Genomic DNA, 22,188 nt, shown 5'->3' on the forward strand with positions numbered 1-22,188 from the left:
TAATAGTTTCGATAACAATCAATTTTTAAATCTGAAAACAAACTATGGCACTACCTAAAGATCCTCGGCAGAAGATGATCAACATCATGTACTTGGTCTTGACGGCCATGCTGGCGTTGAACGTATCTGCTGAAATATTGAACGCATTTAGTATCGTTAACAACTCTATCAATACTTCAAACAGTTCCCTCACCGAGAAAAACAATGTGGTGTATGATCAGTTTACGAAGCAAATGGAGAAAGATGCTGCCAAAGTAGGCCCGTACAAGGAAAAAGCCGAAAAGGTAAAAGCTGCATCTAAAGAAGCCTTCGATTACATCGAAGGCCTGAAAAAAACTATCATCACTGAAGCCGGTGGTCTGGATGAAGCTGGTGATATCAAAGGTAAAAGTGATCTCGATGCGGCTACCCGCGTAATGGAGAACAACAAAAAAGGTCCTGAACTGGAAGGCAAACTGAAAGCACTCCGTACGCAGCTCCTGAGCTTCGTTTCTCCTAACGATAAAGCAAGTTTCGAGAAAACACTACCTCTGAAAATTGAAATAGGCAAATCCAGCGGTCATGGTGGAGAATCTCCAAAAAACTGGACAACCTATCACTTCAATATGGTGCCTGTGGTTGCTGCGGTAACTATCCTCAGCAAATTCCAGAACGATATCAAAAACTCCGAATCTGCTATCATCGATAACCTGTTCAAACAGATCAGTGAGAAAGATTTCAAATTCGACAAAATCAGACCTTTCGTTTCTCTGAATTCCAAAAACCTGATGGAAGGACAGGAGCTGACTGCTCAAATCGCAGTAGGCGCCTACAGTTCTACTGTAAACCCTGCTATCACTGTTAATGGTCAAACCATTGAAGCAAAAGATGGTCTGGGTACATATAAAATCACAGCAAACGGTATAGGTGAAAAATCTATCTCTGGTACCGTTACACTGCCTGCTCCAGATGGTGGTCAGCCACAGCAGTTCCAATTCAGCGAGACCTATAATGTAGGCGCTTCTGCGACTTCTATCTCTGCTGATAAAATGAACGTACTGTACATCGGCGTACAAAACCCAATTTCTATCTCCGCATCAGGCGTACCTGCTGAAGCTGTTTCCGCATCTATCTCTGGTGGCGGTAGCATCACTAAAAAAGGTGCCGGTAACTACGTTGTAAACGTATCAGCTACTGGTAAAGCAGTTATCAATGTGGTGGCAAATATGAATGGTAAAACCATGTCTCTGGGCCAGAAGGAATTCCGCGTAAAACGCGTTCCAGATCCTAGCCTGCAGGTAGGTACTTATAAAGGTGGTAGCGTAAAAGCTGCTGAATTCAGAAATCAGCAAGGTCTCCGCGCTGTATTGGAAGACTTCGAATTCGAAGGCGTAAAATACGATGTAGTGAGCTACCGCGTTGGTATCGAATCAAGAGGTAAAGAATACCAAGAAGGTGATGCTTCATCCCCTTACTTCCCTTCTAACCTCACTGGATCTATACATGCCCTGCGTCCAGGTGATATCGTTCATATTGAGAACGTGAAAGTAAAAGGCCCAGACGGAGTTGTTCGTTCTATGCCTAGCACTATGTATAAATTAAACTAACGGATTATTAATTGCTGAAATATGCGAGCAGTAATGTTAAACAGAATTGGTTGGTGCACAATGTTGCTGGTAATGCTGGCAACTGCTGCTGAAGCGCAACGCCGCGGTGGTACTACACGCCGCAGAACAGCGACTCAGCGCAATGCTCAACAGGACCCCAACGCACCGGTGGTAAATCCTGCAACAGGTAATGCTGTTGCCACTCCTCCTCCGGCAGCTCCGCCTACAACGGCCGCCGCTGCCCCAGTAGATACGCCGCGCAAATCGCTCCGTATTGATGGTGTGGTAGAAAGGAACCTCGCCAGAGAACGTGTTCCTATTGTCTATGACTACATCCGTGAGGATGACAGATTCTGGGAAAAACGCGTTTGGCAGATCATCGATGTGAGGGAAAAAATCAACCTGCCCTTCCAATACAATGTGGAAGATGAAGCCGGTACTAACCAGCTGTTCATCAACATCCTGCTCAACGCAATTAAGAATAAGGAAGTAGAAGCTTTTAGTCCTATCGACGACCGCTTCACTACCATTATGCCTTACGATGAAATTCAAAAGAAAGTTTCTGGTGAAGAAAAACAGGTGCGTTCTATCGACCCTGTTACCGGTGAAGAAAAACTGGTAACCACCCGCGACGACTTCGATCCTTCAACGATTAGGCAATATAAAATCAAAGAAGTTTGGGTATTCGATAAAGAAGCTTCTGCCCTGAAAGTGCGCATACTCGGTATCGCTCCGCTCATGGCTCGTATGAACGATGATGGTTCTTACCGCGCTTCTATCCCGCTGTTCTGGGTATACTATCCTGATCTGCGTCCTATACTGGCTAAATATGATGTGTATAACCAAAATAACGACGCATCTACTATCAGTTGGGAAGACCTCTTCGAAATGCGCTTCTTCGGTAGCTATATTGTGAAAGAAAACAATACCTACAACCGCGAGATCAAAGACTACATCAAAGATGGTGTAATGCGTCTCCTGGAAGGCCAGGCTATCAAAGACCGTATCTTCAACAAAGAACAGGATCTCTGGCAATATTAATCAGCTACATCTAACCTGATCATACAGAAAAGGCAATCAGTTCAAACTGATTGCCTTTTCTTTTATAGCTTTGTTGAAAATTGACTGTCCAATGCCCCTCGTTAATTCCCAGCAGTTGTTGCAACAGCTTAAAGACCAGGTGGAAGAAGTCCGTCTAAAGGCGGTATCTCGCTTCAATGGCAAGTCAGACCAAGTGCTACTCCAATCCCCGGAACCCGGTCGTTGGAGTGCTATTCAATGCCTGGAACACCTGAACACTTTCGGAACCTATTACCTGCCTACTTTGGGCCATGCCATTGAACAGGCTGTTATTAAAGGTTCCCGCCATAATCCGACTTTCCGCAGTGGCATGCTCGGTGGCTGGTTTACTAGGCTGATGGCGCCCGCCTCCAATGGATTCCCTGCTTCCAAAATGCAGGCGCCGAAGGCCCACAGACCCGCGTCTCAACTAGATATAAATAAAGTCCTAGAGGAATTTATACGTCAACAAGAAGAAATGGAAAGCTTGCTGGTAGCAGCTTCCCGTATAGATCTGGAAAAAGTGAAAGTACCTATTACCCTCTCCAAATGGATTCGGATTTCGGTAGGTGATACTTTCGGCTTTCTTATTGCGCATATCAGAAGGCATATACTCCAGGCGGAAAGGGCCATTGCGGTCGTGGAAACCGCACATGTAACTACCTAAGCCTTGGCCTCTCCACTCCCATGGAAATGCTCCCAAACGAGCTTAGCTTTGGCTGCCCCTAGTTCCTGCGTAAGATCTTCCAGGGAGAGGAGCTTTACTTTATTCACAGAACGGTGGGCTTTTAACAGTTGAGTGGCTGTTGTCTCCCCTATCCCCTTTATACTCTCCAGCTCATTCTTAAATGTGCCTTTAGAACGCTTATTACGATGGAAAGTGATACCAAAACGGTGTACCTCATCACGAACACGACGAATCAATTTCAAACTTTCACTGTTGAAAGGCAGTTTTATACTTTGTGAGTCGCCAGGGAAGAATATTTCCTCTTCATTTTTAGCGAGCCCTACTACCGTCATACTGCCAATCAGATTCAATTCCCGTATACTTTCCATGGCAGAACCCAACTGCCCCTTACCACCATCGATAATCACCAGTTGGGGTAATGGCTGTCCCTCGGCCAATAAACGACTATAACGGCGGTAAACCACTTCTTTCATGGAAGCGAAGTCATTAATACCTTCTACCGTTTTGATATTGAAATGTCTGTAATCTTTTTTGGAAGCAATGCCATCCTTAAATACCACACAAGCGGATACAGGATAAGCCCCTTGGAAGTTCGAGTTATCAAAGCATTCGATATGCTCTGGTAATGCTGGTAACTCCAGATCGGCCTGCAACTGATAGAGGACTTGCTTTCTCTCCATATCGCTCTTACCTTCCAGGTGGAGGATTTTCTTACGGTATAAGTCTTCTTTGAAGTAATTCACATTCTTCTCAGAAAGCTCCAGCAGTTTCTTTTTATCACCACTTTTCGGAACGGTAATCGTGACGTTGCTTTCTGGGTATTCTATGGGTATAGGAACAACTATCTCATTATTAATACTTTTGAAAACATCTCTCAGGTAAGCAATGGCGTAAGTCAGTACTTCCTCCTCTCCTTCTTCCAGCTTTTTCTCCAGGGTAACCGTTTTGGTATCGGCAATGGTACCATTCAAAATGCGGAGGTAATTCACGTATGCGTGGTTGCCTTCGCTGATAATGGAGAATACATCCATATTACCCAATCGGGTATTTACAATGGTGGATTTGGCAGAATAAGCACGCAGACTTTCAATCTTCTTCCGCATGATTTCCGCTTTTTCGAATTCCATACCGGTGGCATATTCCATCATCTCCTCTTTAAAAAGGTTGATAACCGGGGAGAGATTGCCTTTCAAGATATTCTTCACCTGTTGCAAGTTTGAGCGGTAATCTTCTTCTGTTTGAAGACCTTCGCAGGGACCTTTACAGTTGCCCAGGTGATATTCCAGACATACCTTGAATTTACCTTTTCGTATATTCTGCTCCGTTAGGTTGAGGTTGCAGGTCCGAAGTGGGATATTGTATTTGATCACCTCCAGGATTTCCCGCACTCTTCCTACAGAGGTAAACGGCCCAAGGTACTCGCTACCGTCTTTTACCACGTTCCTGGTAAGGAATACGCGAGGAAAGGGTTCATGTTTGATGACAATGTAAGGGTAGGTTTTGTCATCCTTTAAGTTGATGTTGTATTTCGGCTGGAATTGCTTGATGAGCGAGTTTTCCAGGAGAAAAGCATCTTGTTCCGAATCCACGATGGTGAATTCGATATGATTAATTTGTTCAACGAGTTTCCTCGTTTTGTAGTTATCATGATTTTTGACAAAGTAGGAACTGACTCTTTTGCGGAGACTTTTCGCCTTACCCACATACAAGAGTGTACCTTGTTTGTCATAGTATTTATAAATACCCGCTTCTACCGGAATAGTATGAGAGATGCTCTGAAATTCTGCCCCAGTCATAGTTATAGCTGATTTTTAGCAATTGGTTTTACGGTTATTTCCAGTTCTTTCGGGGAAAGGAAAGCAAATTTCTGATAGGTATTAATCATGACGGATTTGCCTCGCTGATAAACCAGGTGCTGACGGTATTCATACACCATGTTGGAGGTATAAGAATGAACAGATATCTGCTGTATAATCCCGTTTTTATCCAGATCCATGGTGATTTCTTCCGGATTGGTTTGCTGTCCTCTCGATTTATAGATGACTGATTTTCTTCCGGAGAATGGGTCTGTTAGGCTGGTAGTATCGTATTCATCCCGCAGGGATGGTTTGTTCAGGTCAACGTCCGCGAAAGGCTTCATGAGGTGTTGTATCACTGCCGTATCGCTACTGTTAAAGGTGTTTTTTTCACTTTTACCGTTGAGTAATACTGTCTTTTCCATGTCGATGCCTGCTTGGGAGATTTGTTTTTCTTCCGATTTAAAATAGCCTGGCAGATTGATGAATTTATCCTGTGAAGATGTTTTCGTTTTGTCTGTCTGGATATTGCAGGCGCTGATGCCAATCAATAACGCAAATATGATGATGGAAGGGTGGTTCTTCATACTGCAAAATTACTACTTAAAAGGGCATAAAAAATGCGCCGTGAAAACGGCGCATCGATGCATGAGCAAATCTGTCGAGAGCACTAAAAATATGAATATCAGTCAGTTTGACTGAGAAAAATTAAGTTCGGTGATTGTTAAACGTCAGTAGGCATGCAAATGTTACAAGGTTTTCTAAAAAAGGATGATTTAATTATCTAGTACCATGTAATACTGGCCTGTACTGGGATTTAACAAAATAGGCTGTCACAAATTTATGCGACAGCCTCTAATTATTTAGATTTTTTACGAATTATTACACCAATAAATCACCAGACATTTCTGTCGGAATTGGTAATCCCATGAAATGCAAGATAGTAGGGGCTATATCGCCTAACTTACCATCTTTCACTTTTCCTTGGAAATCATTATTTATGATGAAGAACGGTACAAGGTTCAAAGTATGGGCGGTATTTGGAGAGCCATCACCATTCACCATGTAATCCGCATTTCCATGATCCGCAGTGAGGAAAACGGTATAATCATTGGCGAGTGCAGCACTCACTACTTTTTCGACACATTTATCCACCGTTTCAACTGCTTTTACTGCTGCTGAGAACACACCGGTATGACCTACCATGTCTGCATTGGCAAAATTCAACGCAATAAAATCAGCAGATTTGCTTTCGATCTCAGGAACGATTGCCGCTGTAACTTCATAGGCGCTCATTTCTGGTTGTAGGTCGTAAGTAGCTACTTTTGGAGAAGGAACCATGAGTCTTTTTTCTCCATCGAATTCTTTTTCGCGACCACCAGAGAAGAAGAAGGACACATGTGGATACTTCTCTGTCTCGGCTATACGAATCTGTTTCAGACCATTGTTAAATATCACCTCACCCAGTGTCATGTTGAGGTTATCATTTTCGAAGATGACATGTACATTTTTGAATGTTTTGTCGTACTCCGTCATGGTAGTATAGTAGAGAGACAACGGTTTCATGCCGAATTCAGGAAATTCTTGCTGAGAGAGCACCTGCGTGATTTCGCGGCAGCGATCCGTACGGAAATTGAAGCAGAGTACAGCATCGTCCTCCTGGATGGTAGCCAGCGGCTGACCTTCAGTATCGGTTACGATCACAGGTTTAATGAATTCATCTGTTACGCCTTCCGCATAAGAAGCTTTGATGGCTGCAATCGGATCTTTGGTAGTAGTACCAATACCGTTTACCAGTGCATCATAGGCCAGCTTAACACGTTCCCAGCGTTTATCTCGGTCCATAGCGTAGTAACGACCAGTGATAGAGGCAATTTTACCGCCGGAAGTTTGCAGATGTGCTGCTAAATCTTCGATGAAACCCAGTCCGCTTTTAGGATCGGTATCCCGACCATCGGTGAAGGCATGGATAAATAATTTGGAGACACCGTTCTGGCTGGCCAATGAAGCCAATGCTTTCAGGTGAGTGATGTGGGAGTGTACGCCGCCATCGCTCACAAGTCCTATCAGGTGTAATGCTTTATCGTTATTTTTTGCGTGTGCGAAAGTGTCCAGGAGTACTTGGTTCTTAGCCAGTTCGCCATCGCGAACAGCCACGTTAATACGTTGTAATTCCTGATAAACAATACGGCCTGCGCCAATATTGAGGTGACCAACCTCAGAGTTACCCATCTGTCCGTCCGGAAGACCTACCTGTTCTCCGCAGGTCACGAGGTTGCTGTGTGGGTATTTGTTGTATAGGCTGCTTACAAAGGGTGTGTTTGCTTGTGCAATGGCATCTGCAGAAGGTACTTTCCCTTCTCCCCATCCATCCATAATTACCAGAATGGCTCTTTTCTTTTCCATATCCAATCCTTATTAAGGGTTATTTTTTAATTGTTCCGGGGGGTGAAAGTACTCATAAAGCTGTGAAATACTTTCTAAATATTTTGCTTGCAATGAGGTTTACAGGAATTTAACATGTTGCAATGCTTAGAAGCTGGCTCTGACGTGGTCTAAATGTCATTTATACATTAATTTTTACATGGATATTAACTAGATCATATAGCTTACGTATTCATTGCTACTACTATGATGGGATTTTGTTGAATTACAGTGCCTTTGGCATGCTTTTCGCTTTTAATTTGTGTTAGAAAAATCACATTTTTAATTAAATAACTGACAATGAAAAAGCTTTTGATTGTGCTGGGGATATTGTTGGGGGGAGTTATTTCAGCATTTACGCTGTCGGCAAGCTCATACGAAGTTACGGTTGCTGGGCCATTTGAAGATGTTGTAGGAGCTATCAAGCAGGGAGATGTGAACGGCTTATCCCGATACATGGATACCAATGTGGAAATTAACATTTCCGGTAAATCCAGTTCCTATAGCAAGGCTCAGGCTGAAATTATTCTGAAGGATTTCTTCGCAAAGAACCAAGTAAAATCATTTGAACTGGTGCACCAAGGTGGTGAGGGTTCCCGCTTTGGTATTGGCAATCTGTCTACATCAGGTGGCAACTACCGGTTGTCTTTTTTCCTTCAGAAGAAAGGCGCCAGCATGGTCTTAAATGAGCTTCGTTTCGAAAACAAGTAAAAGTGTACTACATAAATTAGTTGAAAAACCCCGGTGCCCCGCATTTTATTGCGGGGCACTTTTTATTTTTGCGCAGCTCTAGGAGCAATCCAAACACAACGCTTATGTTAGACCAGACCGCATTAAATGCATTTATCCGTAGTGCATTAGCAGAAGATATAGGATCAGGAGATCATTCCACACTAGCGAGCATTCCCGCCGATACTAGGGGGAGCGCTGTATTGAAGATAAAAGAAGACGGCATACTAGCAGGTATGGAAGTAGCGGAAGCTATTTTCAAATGGCTGGATATGTTCACCGTTTTCAAAGCATTTAAGCAAGATGGCGAGGCCATGAAAGCAGGTGAAGCAGCTTTTGAAGTAACGGCTGCTGTGCATAGCCTGTTGATGGGAGAAAGACTGGTGCTAAACTGTATGCAACGCATGAGTGGTATTGCCACCCTCACCCATCAGTATACAGAGAAATTGAAAGGTTATCATACCCGTATCCTGGATACGCGTAAAACCACTCCTAACTTCCGTATGCTGGAAAAAGAAGCAGTACGCATTGGTGGTGGTGTAAATCACAGAATGGGACTGTACGATATGATTATGTTGAAGGATAATCATATTGACTTCTCCGGGGGCATTACGGCCGCTGTAAATAAAACAGTTACCTACCTGAAAGAAAATCGACTATCACTGAAAATAGAGGTAGAAACACGTACCTTGGAGGATGTTCGGGAAGCACTGGCTACAGGTCATGTGGATCGGATCATGCTGGATAACTTTAGCCCGGATAATATTGTAGAGGCTTTGAGAATCATCAACGGTAAAGTGGAAACAGAAGCTTCTGGCGGTATCAACCTCGATACCCTGGTAGACTATGCTAAAACCGGAGTGGATTTCATCTCCGTAGGCGCTATTATACACCATGCTGTGAGCCTGGATCTCAGCCTGAAGGCGATTATTCTTTAAACTGCTGTTTTGAAAAAGATTTTATTTATAATAAACCGCAAAGCTGGCACCAATAGGGATAAACGATTGGGTGGCGCCATCGGTAGGTATTTTCCTGCGGATCGATACCAGGTGGAAATTACGCACCTGGCATATCTTGGCCATGGTAAAGACTTAGCCCTTGAAGCCGTGAAAAATGGCGTGGATACTGTAGTAGCAGTAGGTGGCGATGGTTCTATCAATGAAATTGCGCAAGGCCTTGTAGGGAGTAATACTGCCCTGGCCATAATACCATTGGGTAGCGGTAATGGTCTTGCTCGCGCGCTCAAAATCCCGCTGGATGTGAATAAGGCCATGGAGCTGATTGTGGCGGATCGCCAGCAGCCTATGGATGTGGGTTATGCGAATGAACATCTCTTCCTTAGTAATGCGGGTGTTGGCTTTGATGCTTTGGTGGCAGATGAATTCCGACATACAACTAAGAGGGGCCTGTATGGCTATGCGAAACTAGTCATGCAACGTTTTAGTAGCTATAAACCGGAAGCTTATTCCATTAGCATCGACGGGCAAAAGCTGGAAGAAAACGCATTTCTGCTGACAGTAGCCAATGGCAACCAATTCGGCTACGAATTCAAACTGGCACCTAAAGCAAGCGTATTTGACGGATTACTGGATGTCTGCATAATGCCACCGGTTAATTTCCTGCAACTCATTCCCGTTAGTCTTTATTCTCTTTTGGGAAAAATTGATAAAACACGCTATCTTAAACATTATACAGGAAAATCGGTTACCATTTCGGGCAATAGCCTGCAGTATCTTCAGGTAGATGGAGATGCCGTTCCGCTGACAGCAGGTGCTGTACAGTTGCGGGTGCAGGAAAAAGCGATTAGGGTAATTGTCAGTCAATAACTTATAAATGTTGGGAAGATGTCAAAAAAGAAAGCAAACAACAGTGGAATAGTATATTCAACAGATCCCAATTTCTCCTTTGAGCCGGAGCACCAGGAAGAACAAGAAACCCTCGCTCCTGCTATGCAGCAGCTCCGCGTAAAGCTGGATACCAAACAACGTGCGGGTAAAGTAGTGACAGTGGTGGATGGATTTGTTGGAAAAGAAGAAGACCTGGAAAAGCTGGGTAAAGAATTAAAAACAAAATGTGGTACCGGTGGTAGTGTGAAAGATGGTATTATCCTCATTCAGGGAGATTACCGGGAGAAGGTGCTGAAATGGTTACAAGATTGGGGTTATAAGAAATCCAAATAAAAAAAGGGGCTGATGAAAATCGGCCCCTTTTTACTTATTGCCTTTTAACAAATTATCTATTTACCAGTTTCATTCCGCCTTCCGTATAACGGTCGCCGGCTACCTGGTTTGCTTTGAGGATATTATCAATGGATGTCAGATCCTGTGCAGTGAGTTGTACATCTACTGCGGCTCCATTCTCTTGCAGGTATTTCCTGCGTTTGGTGCCTGGGATAGGGATGATATCTTTTCCCTGTGCCAGCAACCAAGCGAGTGAGAGCTGTGCCATTGTGATGTTTTTGTCTTTCGCAAATGCGGTAAGCGCTTCTACTGTTTGCAGGTTCTGTTCAAAGTTGCTACCCTGGAATCTTGGCAGGCCTTTTCTGAAATCGCCTTCGCTCAACTGGTCTGTGTTAGTGAGAGTGCCCGTACTCAAACCACGGCCCAGTGGACTATAGGCTACCAGGGAAATGCCCAATTCTCTGGTGGTATCCAGAATCGCTCCTTCTACATCGCGGGTAAAGAGAGAGTATTCGGACTGCAAAGCCGCTATCGGGTGAACTTTATATGCTTTTCTTAAAGAGTCAGCGCTAGCTTCTGAAAGACCGAGGTGACGTACTTTCCCTGCTTTTACTAGGTCGGCCATGGCGCCAACCATTTCTTCTACTGGTACGTTGTCGGGTATTCGGTGAGCGTAATAGAGATCGATTACATCTACGCCTAAACGTTTCAAACTCGCGTCACAGGCTTGTTTCAGGTATTCTGGACGTCCGTCGAAATAGTATGATTTATCTTCATTCCATCTGAAACCAAATTTGGTAGCGATAAATACTTTATCTCTTTTGGTTTTAAGTACTTTGGAGATGAGTTCTTCATTGGCGCCATTGGCGTACATATCAGCGGTATCCCAGAAATTGATACCCAGGTCCAGGGCCATTTCGAGGGTGGCCAGCGATTCCTGTTCATTAAAATCCTGTCCACTGCCGTAGGCGAATGACATTCCCATACAACCGAGTCCTATAGCGGATATTGAAGCGTCTGTATTTCCGAGTTTTCTGTACTGCATAATCTTGAGGTTTTTGTGATGACAAAATTAAATGCAGGTACGGGGAATCAGATTGTAGTATACAAAGTATTAATTGTGATTTTCAAAGAAATCAATGTGAACGGTATGCGAGTGGCGATTGACTGCAATGATTACGGAAGAAATGGGTAAAGTTTCCAGGATCTTCAAACCCAAGACACCAGGCTATTTCCGCTATCTGCCAATCTGTATGAATGAGGAGCAGCTTGGCTTCCAGCAGGATGCGTTGGCGAATATGCTCGCTGATGGTGCGGCCGGTACTGTGTTTTACACAAGCATTCAGATGATTGGGATGGGTATTCAACAGCGCAGCAAATTCTTTTGCTGTTTTTAATGATATCTGCTGGTTGGGATATTCAATAGGGAATTGTTTTTCCAGTTTATCCGTAAAGCGCTGAGAAAGCTGTTGTGCGGCTGTTTGTACGCGACTTGGCGTAAGATCTTGCGCTACTCGTCGGCCTTCTAGCAGCAGGAGCTTCAGGTATATAAGTATAGCTTCCTGTTTAAAGGCGGAATTTTCATGATATTCCCGCTGTAGTTGACGGAAGATAGACGACAGATAATCTGCCTGCGTATTGGTTAACTTATATACAGGTTGTACGCCCACTTGCAGCAAAGGATACTGGAGTAATTCCTGTTCTTGCTGCTCGAAAAGTTCTTTTGTAAACAAGCAGTAATGGCCTGCCTGATCATCCGATGTAGATTCCCAATTTTTAACCTGTTCTGGATGGAGAAAGACAATAGTAGGCCCGTCAATGTTATGTGCGGTACCATTGATGGTGTAGATGCCTTTACCACGGGTAATGAGCGTGATTTTATAGTAGTCGCATCTACTTGTTCCGACCTCCTGCTTGACTGGTTTCTCTTCCCTGGAAAAGGCAGCAAAGCTACTTTTTGTGGGTGCTTTAGGTTGCCATTCGCGATGGGTAAATAAGGAGAAATTGTCGTGTGAATCTACTGTTTGAGTAGCGCGGATTTCACTTGCGCGGGTTATTTTTTTGGGAGACATGGATCAAATTTACTGCTTCTTCTCCACAAAAAAATACTAGGGGTTGTTATGAAATAAAAAAACGACTACGCTGAAAGGCTTGTTGCTGCTGTGTTTTGGGATAAATGCAATTGTGTTGCATTTTTATTTTTGATAATTTTAGAAAGATTTCACAATTTGTTAACGCCTTTATCAACCAAAATCTTGTTATCGTCATTGCCTTTGATGAGCTTACGGCGCCTGAGTTTGCGCCGAAGTAATGAACAAGAACACAAGACTAACAACTTATAAAAAAGGAACGTTTTTTTAAACGTTCCTTTTCTTTTTATCCGAGTATAAATTCAATTTCTCCGAATCCGAATTCCTTTAATCCATCACCGGTATCCATGACGAGTAATCCAGACGGCAGGATGTCTTTTATAGTGCCTTCAAAGATGCTCTCGTCGCTGCGATTACGATATGGAGCAGGGACGTTCATACGGAAGAGTTTGGATTTATATTCCTGTAGGAATTGGTCGTAATGGGCGGGTGTCAGTTGTTGGATGCGTTTATCCAGGAATTGACATAATTCTTTGGCCAGAGAGGGGCCATCCCAGGTTTTGCCGGTAATCTGGCGCAGCGATACTGCATTTTTAAGTTCCTCCGGGAATTTGCCTTGGTTTAGGTTGATACCAATCCCTATGATGGCATACTGCCATATAGTACCCCGGATTACATTTTCAATGAGAATACCGCCTGCCTTTCTGTCACGCCAATAAATATCATTTGGCCATTTTATAGCGGTTTCATCGCCAGCATGGGAAGAGAAGAAATCGTGGGCTCCCAGGGCCACTGCAATACTCAGCATAAACTGCCTGGAAAGTGGTAAGGTAGCAGGTTGCAGGGCGATGGTCAGGGCGCTGATATCCCCTGGGGCTGCCAGCCATTTTTTACCCCTGGTTCCTTTACCTGCTGTCTGGTTGCCGGTGAACCAAGCTGTACCGGATGTCACATCCCCGGAATTCACCTGTGCCATGGCATAGTTATTGGTGCTGTCAACTTTTTCCAGGATATAAAACGGGTGTCCTATCACTTGAATCCTTTTTAGTCTGTTTTAGGCCGGAAAAGTAGTTCATTTTTATTGTTTTCTTAACATAATAGGAGGCCCCGGGGTTATATTCTCAAGCTTATATTAATGCTTGTTTAGTAACTTTGACAATTAAAGATTATTTTTAACAAAAACGAGATTTATTGGCACCCTTAACCGTTCTGAGCACGAGGAAAAAAGCGCAGACGCGCTTAACCAGAGAAAGTGAAATTTTTACCACCATCATTAAGGCCATCCAGGAAAAGAAGGGGGAAAATATCGTATCCCTGGACCTGCGCCAGATTCCTGAAGCAGTGGCCGATTTCTTTATATTATGTGAAGCAAATTCCAACACACAGGTACGAGCCATAGCTGATTTTGTAGCCGATGAGGTCCACAAAATTGTGGGTGAGGATCCTTACAAACATGAAGGGTTCACCGCCCAGCAGTGGATTCTTGTAGATTATGTGAATGTAGTTGTGCACGTTTTCCAACCTGAAACAAGGAAGTTCTATAATCTGGAAGAAATGTGGAGTGATGCTGACAGAATGGAGCACTACGACAATTAAACAAAACAGCCCGTTTCGTATTATAATTAATAAATTCTGATAGCAATAAACATCCGTTAAGGAGCGAAAGATTATGGAAAAAGGAGGCAATAACTTCAACAGGGGTTCAGAAAAATCGCCTAAAAAAGGACCTAAGTTCACGATATACTGGGTATATGCCTTTATCGGTATAGCCCTGCTTGCCATGAACTTACTCGATTTCGGTTCCCATCCCAAAGAAATCAGCTTCCAGGAATTCCAGGTGAAATACCTGAAACCTGGAGACGTTGACCAGTTGGTTGTAGTAAACAAGAAATATGTAGAAGTCTACATCAAGAAAGACAAACTCAAAGAAGCTCAATTCAACGATGTAAATAAAAGCAGATTTGGTGCTGATAATCCCGGCCCACATTACCGTTTTACCATCGGTAGTGAAGAAAGCTTCAAAAAAGATATGGATAAAGCCCAGGAGGGCGTAACACCGGAAAGCCAGGTAAAGATCAAGTACGAGGACAGAACCAGTTGGTTTGAGCCGGTATTCCAGTTATTGCTGCCATTGATCCTGATTATCGGGCTTTGGGTACTGCTGATGCGTAAGGTGGGTGGTCCTGCCGGCGGAAGCGGCGGCCCGGGCGGTATCTTCAACATCGGTAAATCTAAGGCTACTCTCTTCGATAAAGGCACTCGTGTAAATATCACTTTCAATGATGTTGCCGGTCTGGACGAAGCGAAAGTGGAAGTAATGGAAATCGTTGACTTCCTGAAAAATCCAAAAAAATACACCTCTTTGGGGGGTAAAATACCGAAAGGTGCTCTTCTGGTAGGCCCTCCGGGTACTGGTAAAACCCTCCTGGCGAAAGCAATGGCAGGTGAAGCCCAGGTTCCTTTCTTCTCTATGTCTGGTTCCGACTTTGTGGAACTGTTCGTAGGGGTGGGTGCTAGTCGTGTACGTGACCTGTTCAAACAAGCCCGTGAAAAAGCACCATGTATCATCTTCATCGATGAGATTGATGCGATCGGTCGTGCTAGAGGTAAAAACGTAATGATGAGTAATGACGAGCGCGAAAACACCCTGAACCAGTTGCTGGTAGAAATGGATGGTTTCGGTACCGATAGCGGTATCATTATCCTCGCTGCTACCAACCGTCCGGATGTACTGGATACAGCCCTGCTGCGCCCAGGACGTTTCGACCGTCAGATCTCTATCGATAAACCAGACTTGGCAGGAAGAGAACAGATCTTCCAAGTACACTTGAAGCCTATCAAAACTTCTCCAAACCTGGATATCAAGAAATTGGCTTCCATGACTCCTGGTTTTGCCGGCGCCGATATCGCTAACGTTTGTAACGAAGCGGCCCTCATCGCTGCACGTAAAGGCAAAACAGAAGTAGAAATGGACGACTTCAACGATGCCGTTGACCGTGTAATTGGTGGTCTGGAAAAGAAAAATAAAATCATTTCTCCAGAAGAAAAAGAAGTCATCGCTTACCACGAAGCAGGTCATGCTATCTGTGGTTGGTACCTGGAGCATGCTAACCCACTGGTGAAAGTAACGATCGTTCCTCGTGGTGTGGCTGCACTCGGATATGCACAGTATCTTCCTAAAGAACAATATCTCTACAATACCGAACAATTGATGGACGATATCTGCATGACCCTCGGTGGCCGCGCGGTAGAAGAAATCGTATTCGGTAAAATCTCTACGGGCGCACAGAACGACCTGCAGGTAATCACCCGCATGGCTTACGCAATGGTCACTGTGTATGGTATGAATGATAAGGTTGGTAACGTGTCTTTCTACGATCCAAACAACGATCAAGCATTCACCAAGCCTTATTCAGAGGAAACTGCTAAATTGATTGACGAAGAGGTAAGAAAACTCATCGACAGTGCATATGTTAGAACCAAAAACCTGCTGACAGAAAAACTGGAACAGGTGAAAATTCTGGCTACTGAACTGCTGAAAAGTGAAGTTCTTTACCAAGCCGACTTGGAAAGACTCATCGGTAAACGTCCTTACGATACTAACAAGGAGCATCATCCTGTGAAAGAAGGATTTACTACTGATGGCGTTCATCCTACTGATATCATCAATCCATCACCATCACCTGCAAACGCGTAATTAGTCATATGAAGATTTCTCCTGCCAAGGAAAATATTCTGAAGCGAGTACGAAATGCTTTAAGTCAGCCAGTACAGTTGCCCTTCCCTAACTCGGAGGGCAACACTGCTGTCTTTAAGACCGAGAGCGAAGGAATGGAGATTCGTTTTGCAGAAGAATTCTCCCGACTACAGGGGAAGTTTGTTTTCTGTTCAGGAAAGACAGAGCTCCTGGAAAATCTCCGTGCTTTATGCGATAACAAGGAATGGCATAATGTATTTTGCCAAACGCCAAACTTGCTGAAGCAGCTTCACAAGGATGAACTTCCTTTTCTGAACCAAGGCACGATGCATGAAGCCGATGCAGCGATTACAGATTGCGAATACCTGGTGGCACGTACTGGTACTATTGTACTGAGTGCAGCCCAGCCAAGCGGTAGAGCATTACCTGTATATACGCCGGTGCATATCGTGATCGCCTATACGCATCAACTGGTATTTGACCTGAAAGATGCGTTGCATAAGTTGAAAGATAAGTACGGCAATGATTTACCTTCTGCCATCTCTTTCGCCACAGGACCCAGCAGAACTGCAGATATCGAGAAGACCCTTGTAGTGGGTATTCACGGACCAAAAGAAGTATACGTTTTTCTAGTAGACGAATAGCATGGATATCAATTTGCCAGCAGGCAGGAAAATATATTTCGCTTCAGATTTTCACCTCGGAGCGCCAAACGCTGCCGCCAGCCGTGAGCGTGAAAAACTCATCATCAAATGGCTGGAAGAAGCAGAAAAAGACGCGCAACATATCTTCCTGGTTGGTGACCTCTTTGATTTCTGGTTTGAATATAAACATGTAATCCCCAAAGGCTACACCCGGATTTTCGGGAAACTAGCCGCCCTCCGCGATAAAGGTATAGGTATCTCCGTATTTATCGGTAATCATGATATGTGGATGAATGGCTATTTTGAAGATGAACTGGATATCCCGGTTTATTATGAGCCACAAACGTATACCATTGGAGGCAAACGCTTCTACATTGGTCATGGCGACGGACTAGGTCCTGGCGATCATGGCTATAAATTCCTTAAAAAAGTTTTCAGAAACCCAGTATGCAGATGGCTATTCTCCGCTTTACATCCAGCTATTGGCATCTCTATGGCGAATTATTTCAGCCGTAAGAGCAGGGCTGCCACAGGGCAGAACCTGGAACACTTCCTCGGAGAAGAAAACGAATGGCTTGCCATTTACAGCCGGGAAGTATTGGAAAAAGAACATTTCGATTATTTCATCTTCGGACACCGACATCTACCACTGGATATCCAGGTAGGGCCGAACAGCAGGTATATCAACCTGGGCGATTGGCTGAACTATTTCTCCTATGCTGTATTTGATGGAAAGGAAACTTCCTTGAAATTCTATACGGAAGAAGGGGCAAAAGCTGCTAAAGTCGCCAAATCAGGCGTCAAGGATGTCGTGGAGGATCGGAGGTGATTGCATCTCCACAAAGTCCGGCAAATGCAGTCGGAAATATTCTAGGTAAGCATACATTAACTTCCTTCTTCTTTCCTTATTCATAGTGATATTACCCAGTTGACCCGCTGCGGTACATTGCGAAAGTGCATCTGTAATTTCAGAAGCCACAGGGTCCAGGTGGTGGATATGGTGCGGTGGTAGATCCGTATAATGCCCTTCTTGCAGGTCTAAATACGGAGTGTATTCAGAAAAGCGACCATTGAGTTTAAAACCCAAGTACTCCCCTACTTTTAAAGTGAAAAAGAGCGGCATATTGGCTGCTATTGGCATTTCGGCCTGGTCTAATACCTGGAAGGCATTTTCCGCAAAATAGTATAATTCTAAGTGTTGTTCTGGCTGTTTCAGGCATTTTTGCAGCAGTTCAATCATGTACAAGGCCACGGTATTCTTTACAATATTGAAATGCAGCGAATTGAAGATATAAGCCAGTTTGAACTCAGCAATGCGTTGGAGGTTTTTGATTTCCTGGTGATATACCACTAGGTCTAGAATATTGCCAGGTTGTAATAGATTGCCTCTGGCAGCCTTGGGTTTGCTGGATCTTACACCGTTAACGATATAAGATTGCATCCCAAATAGTTCAGTAAAAATACTTACTATCACGCTGGCTTCACCGTATTTAACGGTCCGTAGTACAATGCCCCTTGTTTTGTGTAACATGTGAATATGTATGCAATTTAGCTAAAAGACGGCGGTTAACAGACATGCACGATTTTAATTACCTTTACGCCCTTACCAAATTGAAAAATCCACATGTGGCAACGCTTAGCCAGTTTTGTGCTCAAATTTCGACTAACGCTACTACTGTTACTCCTGGTTACCACCGGCATTATGGCCTGGTTTGCCTCCAAAGTGCAGATGTCCTATGATTATGTAGCCACTATCCCCCATGATAATCCCAAATACCTTGAATTTCAGCAGTTTAAGAAGAAGTTTGGCGAAGACGGAAATATGATGGTACTGGGTGTACAGACAGATCATTTTTTCCAGAAAGACTTTTTCCATAATTATATACAACTCAACAAGGATATCAAGGGTATCCATTCTGTTGAAAACATTTTGAGTGTGCCATTGGCCATCAATCTGGTGAAGAATGACAGTACTAAAAAACTAGAAGCTAGTCTGTTATTTAAAGGAGATTTGAATGATCAGGCAGAGATAGACAGCCTGGCCGGTGTATTTCATACATTGCCTTTTTACAAGGGGTTGTTGTACAATCCACAGGAGCATGCGTACCTAATGGCCATTTATGTGAACAGGGATGTGTTCAACTCCCCCAAACGTACTGCAGTCGTAGATTCCATTTATAAAATTACAAAAGCATTTGAAGCGAAACAGCATACAGAAGTGCGATTGAGTGGCCTGCCACTGATTCGTACAGTCATGGCCGTTAAGGTGGCGGATGAGTTGAAGTTGTTTCTTAAAATATCCTTTCTGCTAACAGGATTAATTCTGTTTCTTTTCTTCCGTTCGCTGGGGGCGGTTTTGATGTCGATGGTAGTAGTCGCGATTGGAGTGATCTGGTCTGTAGCTACCATTGTATTGATGGGATATAAGATTACCTTATTAACCGGATTGATTCCGTCATTGGTGGTGGTGATTGGGATTCCTAACTGTGTGTATTTTATCAGTAAGTATCATACGGAATATGCGAAGCACCGGAACAAAACGCGTGCTTTGGTTCGAATGATTCAACGAATGGGTATTGTAACATTGTTTACCAATATCACAGCAGCTATTGGATTTGGTGTATTCTGCTTTACGAATAGCGCCATATTGAAAGAATTTGGAGCTGTGGCTGGATTGAATATCATGTTGATTTTCCTGATTTCATTCATCTTTTTGCCTTCCGTATTAAGTTTCCTGCCGGCGCCGAAGACGAGACATATTTCATACAGGGAAAGTGGGGTGTTCAAGCAAGTGCTGAATATGCTGACAACGTTGGTGTTCAAATATCGTAAATCCGTTTACCTAGTAAGTATTATACTAGTCGTGTTGTCAATCGCTGGTATGACCAGGTTACAGTCGGTTGGGTATATGTTGGATGATATTCCACACACTGATAAGTTGTATACTGATTTGAAATTTTTTGAGAAGAATTTCAAAGGGGTAATGCCTTTGGAGATTGCAGTGGATACGAAGAAAAAGAATGGTGTCATCAATTTGCAAACCTTGGGGAAGCTCGATGAGTTGACGCAACTAATCGCTGCACAGCGGGATTTTGCGCGTCCATTATCAGTAGTAGAGGGAATTAAGTTTGCTAAGCAAGCCTATTATAATGGCGACAGTAGTAACTATGCCGTACCAAATCAATTTGATCTTGGGTTCTTGGCGCCATACTTGCGTATGAAGGCACCGGCTGGTTCTACAGCCAATACCACTTTCTCTAAATTGGTAAGTTCTTTTATGGATAGTACCAAACAGGTAGCCAGGGTGAGTGTAAATATGGCGGATGTTGGGTCGAAGAGACTGCCATTACTATTGGATTCATTGCGTCCGCAGGTAAACCGGATATTTGACAGTAGTAAGTATACCGTTACGTTTACTGGTACCAGTGTGATATTCCAGGAGGGAACTCGGTTTATTATCAGTGGATTGACAGAGAGTATATTACTGGCATTTGTGCTGATCATGGCATGTATGCTATATTTATTCCGTTCTTGGCGGATGTTACTTATTTCCCTGATCCCTAATATTATTCCATTAGTGGTGACTGCAGGTGTGATGGGATGGTTAGGAGTACCGTTGAAGCCATCTACAGTGTTGGTATTTAGTGTAGCATTGGGTATAGCCATTGACGTTACTATTCGTTTCTTGGTGAATTTTAAGCAGGAGTTGCCACATCATGATTTGAATATTTCAGAAACGGTGAAACAAACTATTCATGAAACCGGCTTGAGTATTATTTATACTTCGTTGATATTGTTTGCAGGGTTTATGATCTTTAGTTTCTCCGAGTTTGGTGGAACGAAAGCGTTAGGATGGTTAACCTCTTTGACATTGATTGTAGCGATGGTGACGAACCTTACAATCCTGCCGGCATTGTTATTGTGGATGGAGAAAGCCTTATTGAAGCAAGCGAAGAAAAAGGAATTGTGGAAACCCTTGGATGAAGAGGTGGATATTGCAATTGATAAGCTGGGTGTAAAAGATACAGAGTAGATAAATTTAGGTAATTCTTATAATTTTCGAGAAGCAGTGGTATCCTTTGGATATCATTGCTTTTTTTGTTTTTGTGTATGTTTTTCCACATGTTTTGCTAAAAGATTTGCTAAAGTGGATAAGAAAACGCTTTAAATTAATCTAGTGAAAAACGTTTATCCGACTTATTAACCGTTTATCACAAAACTGTATATTTCCACATAAAAAAGTTAGAGGTTTAGAATGCCATTCTAACCACTAGTTCATGAAAAACAAATACTTAAAGGGCGCTCATTTATCTGAGCGGAAATTTAAGGAGATCCTACGGCTGTTCGCCGACGATCTTACTGCCACGCAGATAGCGAATATCAGCGGAGTAAGCAGGGTAACTATCAATAGTTACTTAAAAAAGTTAAGGAGTCAGATTGCTCGTTATTGTGAGACGTTGCATCCTGTTCCTTTACCTGTGACAGTAATTTATGAGCGGGAGTTATTATCCCGCGTTGACCAGGAAGAGGATACCCTGGTCGCAATTAAATCAGAAGTAGACAAGGCCGTAAAGCCAGTCATTTTTGGTATTATTAAAAAAGCAGACCGGTTGCATACTGAGATTCTCCCGGATGTTACCAGATCGATGATTCATGCCGCCACACGTGGCAGATCGGTTTTGGAGAAGATTAACACGACAGAGCGATTACGTAATTACACTGGCGTTGTGGATCTGGGACAGTATCGTTTGTATCGGTTGAGTACAAAGCCGGCGGATTCGTCCGGCACACCGCAGATGGATGAAGTAGATGCTTTTTGGGGGCTTACCAAACATCGTTTGGCAAAGTTCAAGGGGCTGAACAGAAACACTGCCTATTTACATTTAAAAGAGTGTGAATTCAGGTTCAATTATCGTAATGATGATTTATTTACGGTGTTGATCGAATTGCTGAAAACATACCCATTGACCTTATCTTAATTTCTTCACTAATGGCATTTACCCGGACCGGCATGGCTGTCGGCCGGGTTTTTTTATGCCCATTATTAGTTTAGTTTTCAACCAAAATTTCCGCTAGAGCTAGTTTACGAAAAGTATGCTAGGAATATATATTTATTATTATCTAGTGAATAGCTTGTAACAAATATATTTATATTAGTATATGTTAAAGAAAAGTTAATACTTTGTTATCTAGATGTTATTAGCAAATTTAAATCTTTAAATTTTTGTTAATAATGAATATATTTGAGCTCGATTAAAAATTTCTAATAGGAAATTGCTTACGAGGAAGAGGAAC

General features: G+C 43.2%; 20 protein-coding genes. 13 read left to right on the plus strand and 7 right to left on the minus strand.

Translation table 11 applies throughout. The annotated features are described in order from the left end of the window. Positions 1–44 precede the first annotated feature (44 nt). From gldM to JO154_RS20180, 3 genes are all read left to right on the plus strand, one after another. Entirely contained in the window at positions 45–1,586 is a 1,542-nt protein-coding gene (gene gldM / locus JO154_RS20170) for a gliding motility protein GldM (protein WP_291948882.1), read from the plus strand. Between the two features lie 33 nt (positions 1,587–1,619). Continuing rightward, positions 1,620–2,627, plus strand: a complete 1,008-nt coding sequence (gene gldN, locus JO154_RS20175) for a gliding motility protein GldN (RefSeq protein WP_291948885.1) — start codon at positions 1,620–1,622, stop codon at positions 2,625–2,627. Between the two features lie 91 nt (positions 2,628–2,718). Further along, entirely contained in the window at positions 2,719–3,312 is a 594-nt protein-coding gene (locus tag JO154_RS20180) for a DinB family protein (protein ID WP_291948887.1), read from the plus strand. On the opposite strand, the gene uvrC is transcribed toward JO154_RS20180, so the two are convergent. The 3 genes from uvrC to gpmI all read right to left on the minus strand — a co-directional run bounded on the left by uvrC (position 3,309) and on the right by gpmI (position 7,535). Beyond that, the gene (gene uvrC / locus JO154_RS20185; protein ID WP_291948889.1) at positions 3,309–5,129 is read right to left on the minus strand and encodes an excinuclease ABC subunit UvrC; all 1,821 of its coding nucleotides are present in this window, start codon (positions 5,127–5,129) and stop codon (positions 3,309–3,311) included. The two genes, JO154_RS20180 and uvrC, sit on opposite strands and share 4 nt — an antisense overlap. Before the next feature lie 2 nt (positions 5,130–5,131). Beyond that, the gene (locus tag JO154_RS20190) at positions 5,132–5,716 is read right to left on the minus strand and encodes a hypothetical protein (protein ID WP_291948891.1); all 585 of its coding nucleotides are present in this window, start codon (positions 5,714–5,716) and stop codon (positions 5,132–5,134) included. A gap of 295 nt (positions 5,717–6,011) precedes the next feature. After that, complete coding sequence (gpmI, locus tag JO154_RS20195) at positions 6,012–7,535, minus strand: 2,3-bisphosphoglycerate-independent phosphoglycerate mutase (RefSeq protein WP_291948893.1); 1,524 nt, start codon at positions 7,533–7,535, stop codon at positions 6,012–6,014. 318 nt (positions 7,536–7,853) lie between these two features. Between gpmI and JO154_RS20200 the strand changes: the two genes are divergently transcribed. The 4 genes from JO154_RS20200 to JO154_RS20215 all read left to right on the plus strand — a co-directional run bounded on the left by JO154_RS20200 (position 7,854) and on the right by JO154_RS20215 (position 10,462). Continuing rightward, positions 7,854–8,264: a DUF4783 domain-containing protein gene (locus tag JO154_RS20200; RefSeq protein WP_291948895.1), complete on the plus strand. Its 411-nt coding sequence runs from the start codon at positions 7,854–7,856 to the stop codon at positions 8,262–8,264. Between the two features lie 104 nt (positions 8,265–8,368). Then, on the plus strand, positions 8,369–9,220 hold the full coding sequence (nadC, locus tag JO154_RS20205; RefSeq protein ID WP_291948896.1) for a carboxylating nicotinate-nucleotide diphosphorylase: 852 nt from the start codon (positions 8,369–8,371) through the stop codon (positions 9,218–9,220). A 9-nt stretch (positions 9,221–9,229) separates the two neighbouring features. Beyond that, positions 9,230–10,108 carry a diacylglycerol kinase family protein gene (locus tag JO154_RS20210; protein ID WP_291948899.1) on the plus strand — a complete coding sequence of 293 codons (879 nt, stop codon included), beginning with the start codon at positions 9,230–9,232 and terminating at the stop codon, positions 10,106–10,108. A gap of 18 nt (positions 10,109–10,126) precedes the next feature. Beyond that, positions 10,127–10,462, plus strand: a complete 336-nt coding sequence (locus JO154_RS20215) for a translation initiation factor (RefSeq protein WP_291948901.1) — start codon at positions 10,127–10,129, stop codon at positions 10,460–10,462. Between the two features lie 52 nt (positions 10,463–10,514). On the opposite strand, the gene JO154_RS20220 is transcribed toward JO154_RS20215, so the two are convergent. The 3 genes from JO154_RS20220 to JO154_RS20230 form a co-directional block, all read right to left on the minus strand. Beyond that, a complete protein-coding gene (locus JO154_RS20220; protein WP_291948903.1) occupies positions 10,515–11,507 on the minus strand; it encodes an aldo/keto reductase in 993 nt (330 codons plus the stop codon). A gap of 91 nt (positions 11,508–11,598) precedes the next feature. Further along, positions 11,599–12,534, minus strand: coding sequence for an AraC family transcriptional regulator (locus JO154_RS20225; RefSeq protein ID WP_291948905.1), 936 nt, complete (start codon positions 12,532–12,534; stop codon positions 11,599–11,601). 304 nt (positions 12,535–12,838) lie between these two features. Then, the gene (locus JO154_RS20230) at positions 12,839–13,585 is read right to left on the minus strand and encodes a biotin--[acetyl-CoA-carboxylase] ligase (RefSeq protein WP_291948907.1); all 747 of its coding nucleotides are present in this window, start codon (positions 13,583–13,585) and stop codon (positions 12,839–12,841) included. A gap of 158 nt (positions 13,586–13,743) precedes the next feature. Between JO154_RS20230 and rsfS the strand changes: the two genes are divergently transcribed. The 4 genes from rsfS to JO154_RS20250 all read left to right on the plus strand — a co-directional run bounded on the left by rsfS (position 13,744) and on the right by JO154_RS20250 (position 17,722). Then, the gene (rsfS, locus tag JO154_RS20235) at positions 13,744–14,148 is read left to right on the plus strand and encodes a ribosome silencing factor (protein WP_291948908.1); all 405 of its coding nucleotides are present in this window, start codon (positions 13,744–13,746) and stop codon (positions 14,146–14,148) included. A gap of 73 nt (positions 14,149–14,221) precedes the next feature. Beyond that, positions 14,222–16,249 (plus strand): ATP-dependent zinc metalloprotease FtsH, encoded by a 2,028-nt coding sequence (gene ftsH, locus JO154_RS20240; RefSeq protein ID WP_291948910.1) that lies wholly within the window; start codon positions 14,222–14,224, stop codon positions 16,247–16,249. A gap of 8 nt (positions 16,250–16,257) precedes the next feature. Next, a complete protein-coding gene (locus tag JO154_RS20245; protein WP_291948912.1) occupies positions 16,258–16,893 on the plus strand; it encodes a lactate utilization protein in 636 nt (211 codons plus the stop codon). Between the two features lies 1 nt (position 16,894). Further along, a complete protein-coding gene (locus tag JO154_RS20250) occupies positions 16,895–17,722 on the plus strand; it encodes a UDP-2,3-diacylglucosamine diphosphatase (protein ID WP_291948914.1) in 828 nt (275 codons plus the stop codon). On the opposite strand, the gene recO is transcribed toward JO154_RS20250, so the two are convergent. After that, positions 17,687–18,424, minus strand: coding sequence for a DNA repair protein RecO (gene recO, locus JO154_RS20255; RefSeq protein WP_291948916.1), 738 nt, complete (start codon positions 18,422–18,424; stop codon positions 17,687–17,689). The genes JO154_RS20250 and recO overlap by 36 nt on opposite strands. 93 nt (positions 18,425–18,517) lie before the next feature. Here recO and JO154_RS20260 point away from each other — a divergent pair, with 93 nt between their 5' ends. Then, a complete protein-coding gene (locus JO154_RS20260; RefSeq protein WP_291948919.1) occupies positions 18,518–20,926 on the plus strand; it encodes an efflux RND transporter permease subunit in 2,409 nt (802 codons plus the stop codon). 244 nt (positions 20,927–21,170) lie between these two features. After that, on the plus strand, positions 21,171–21,872 hold the full coding sequence (locus JO154_RS20265) for a hypothetical protein (protein ID WP_291948921.1): 702 nt from the start codon (positions 21,171–21,173) through the stop codon (positions 21,870–21,872). Positions 21,873–22,188 lie beyond the last annotated feature (316 nt).

Origin of the sequence: Chitinophaga sp. (assembly GCF_019236475.1) — a bacterium.
Lineage (GTDB): Bacteria > Bacteroidota > Bacteroidia > Chitinophagales > Chitinophagaceae > Chitinophaga.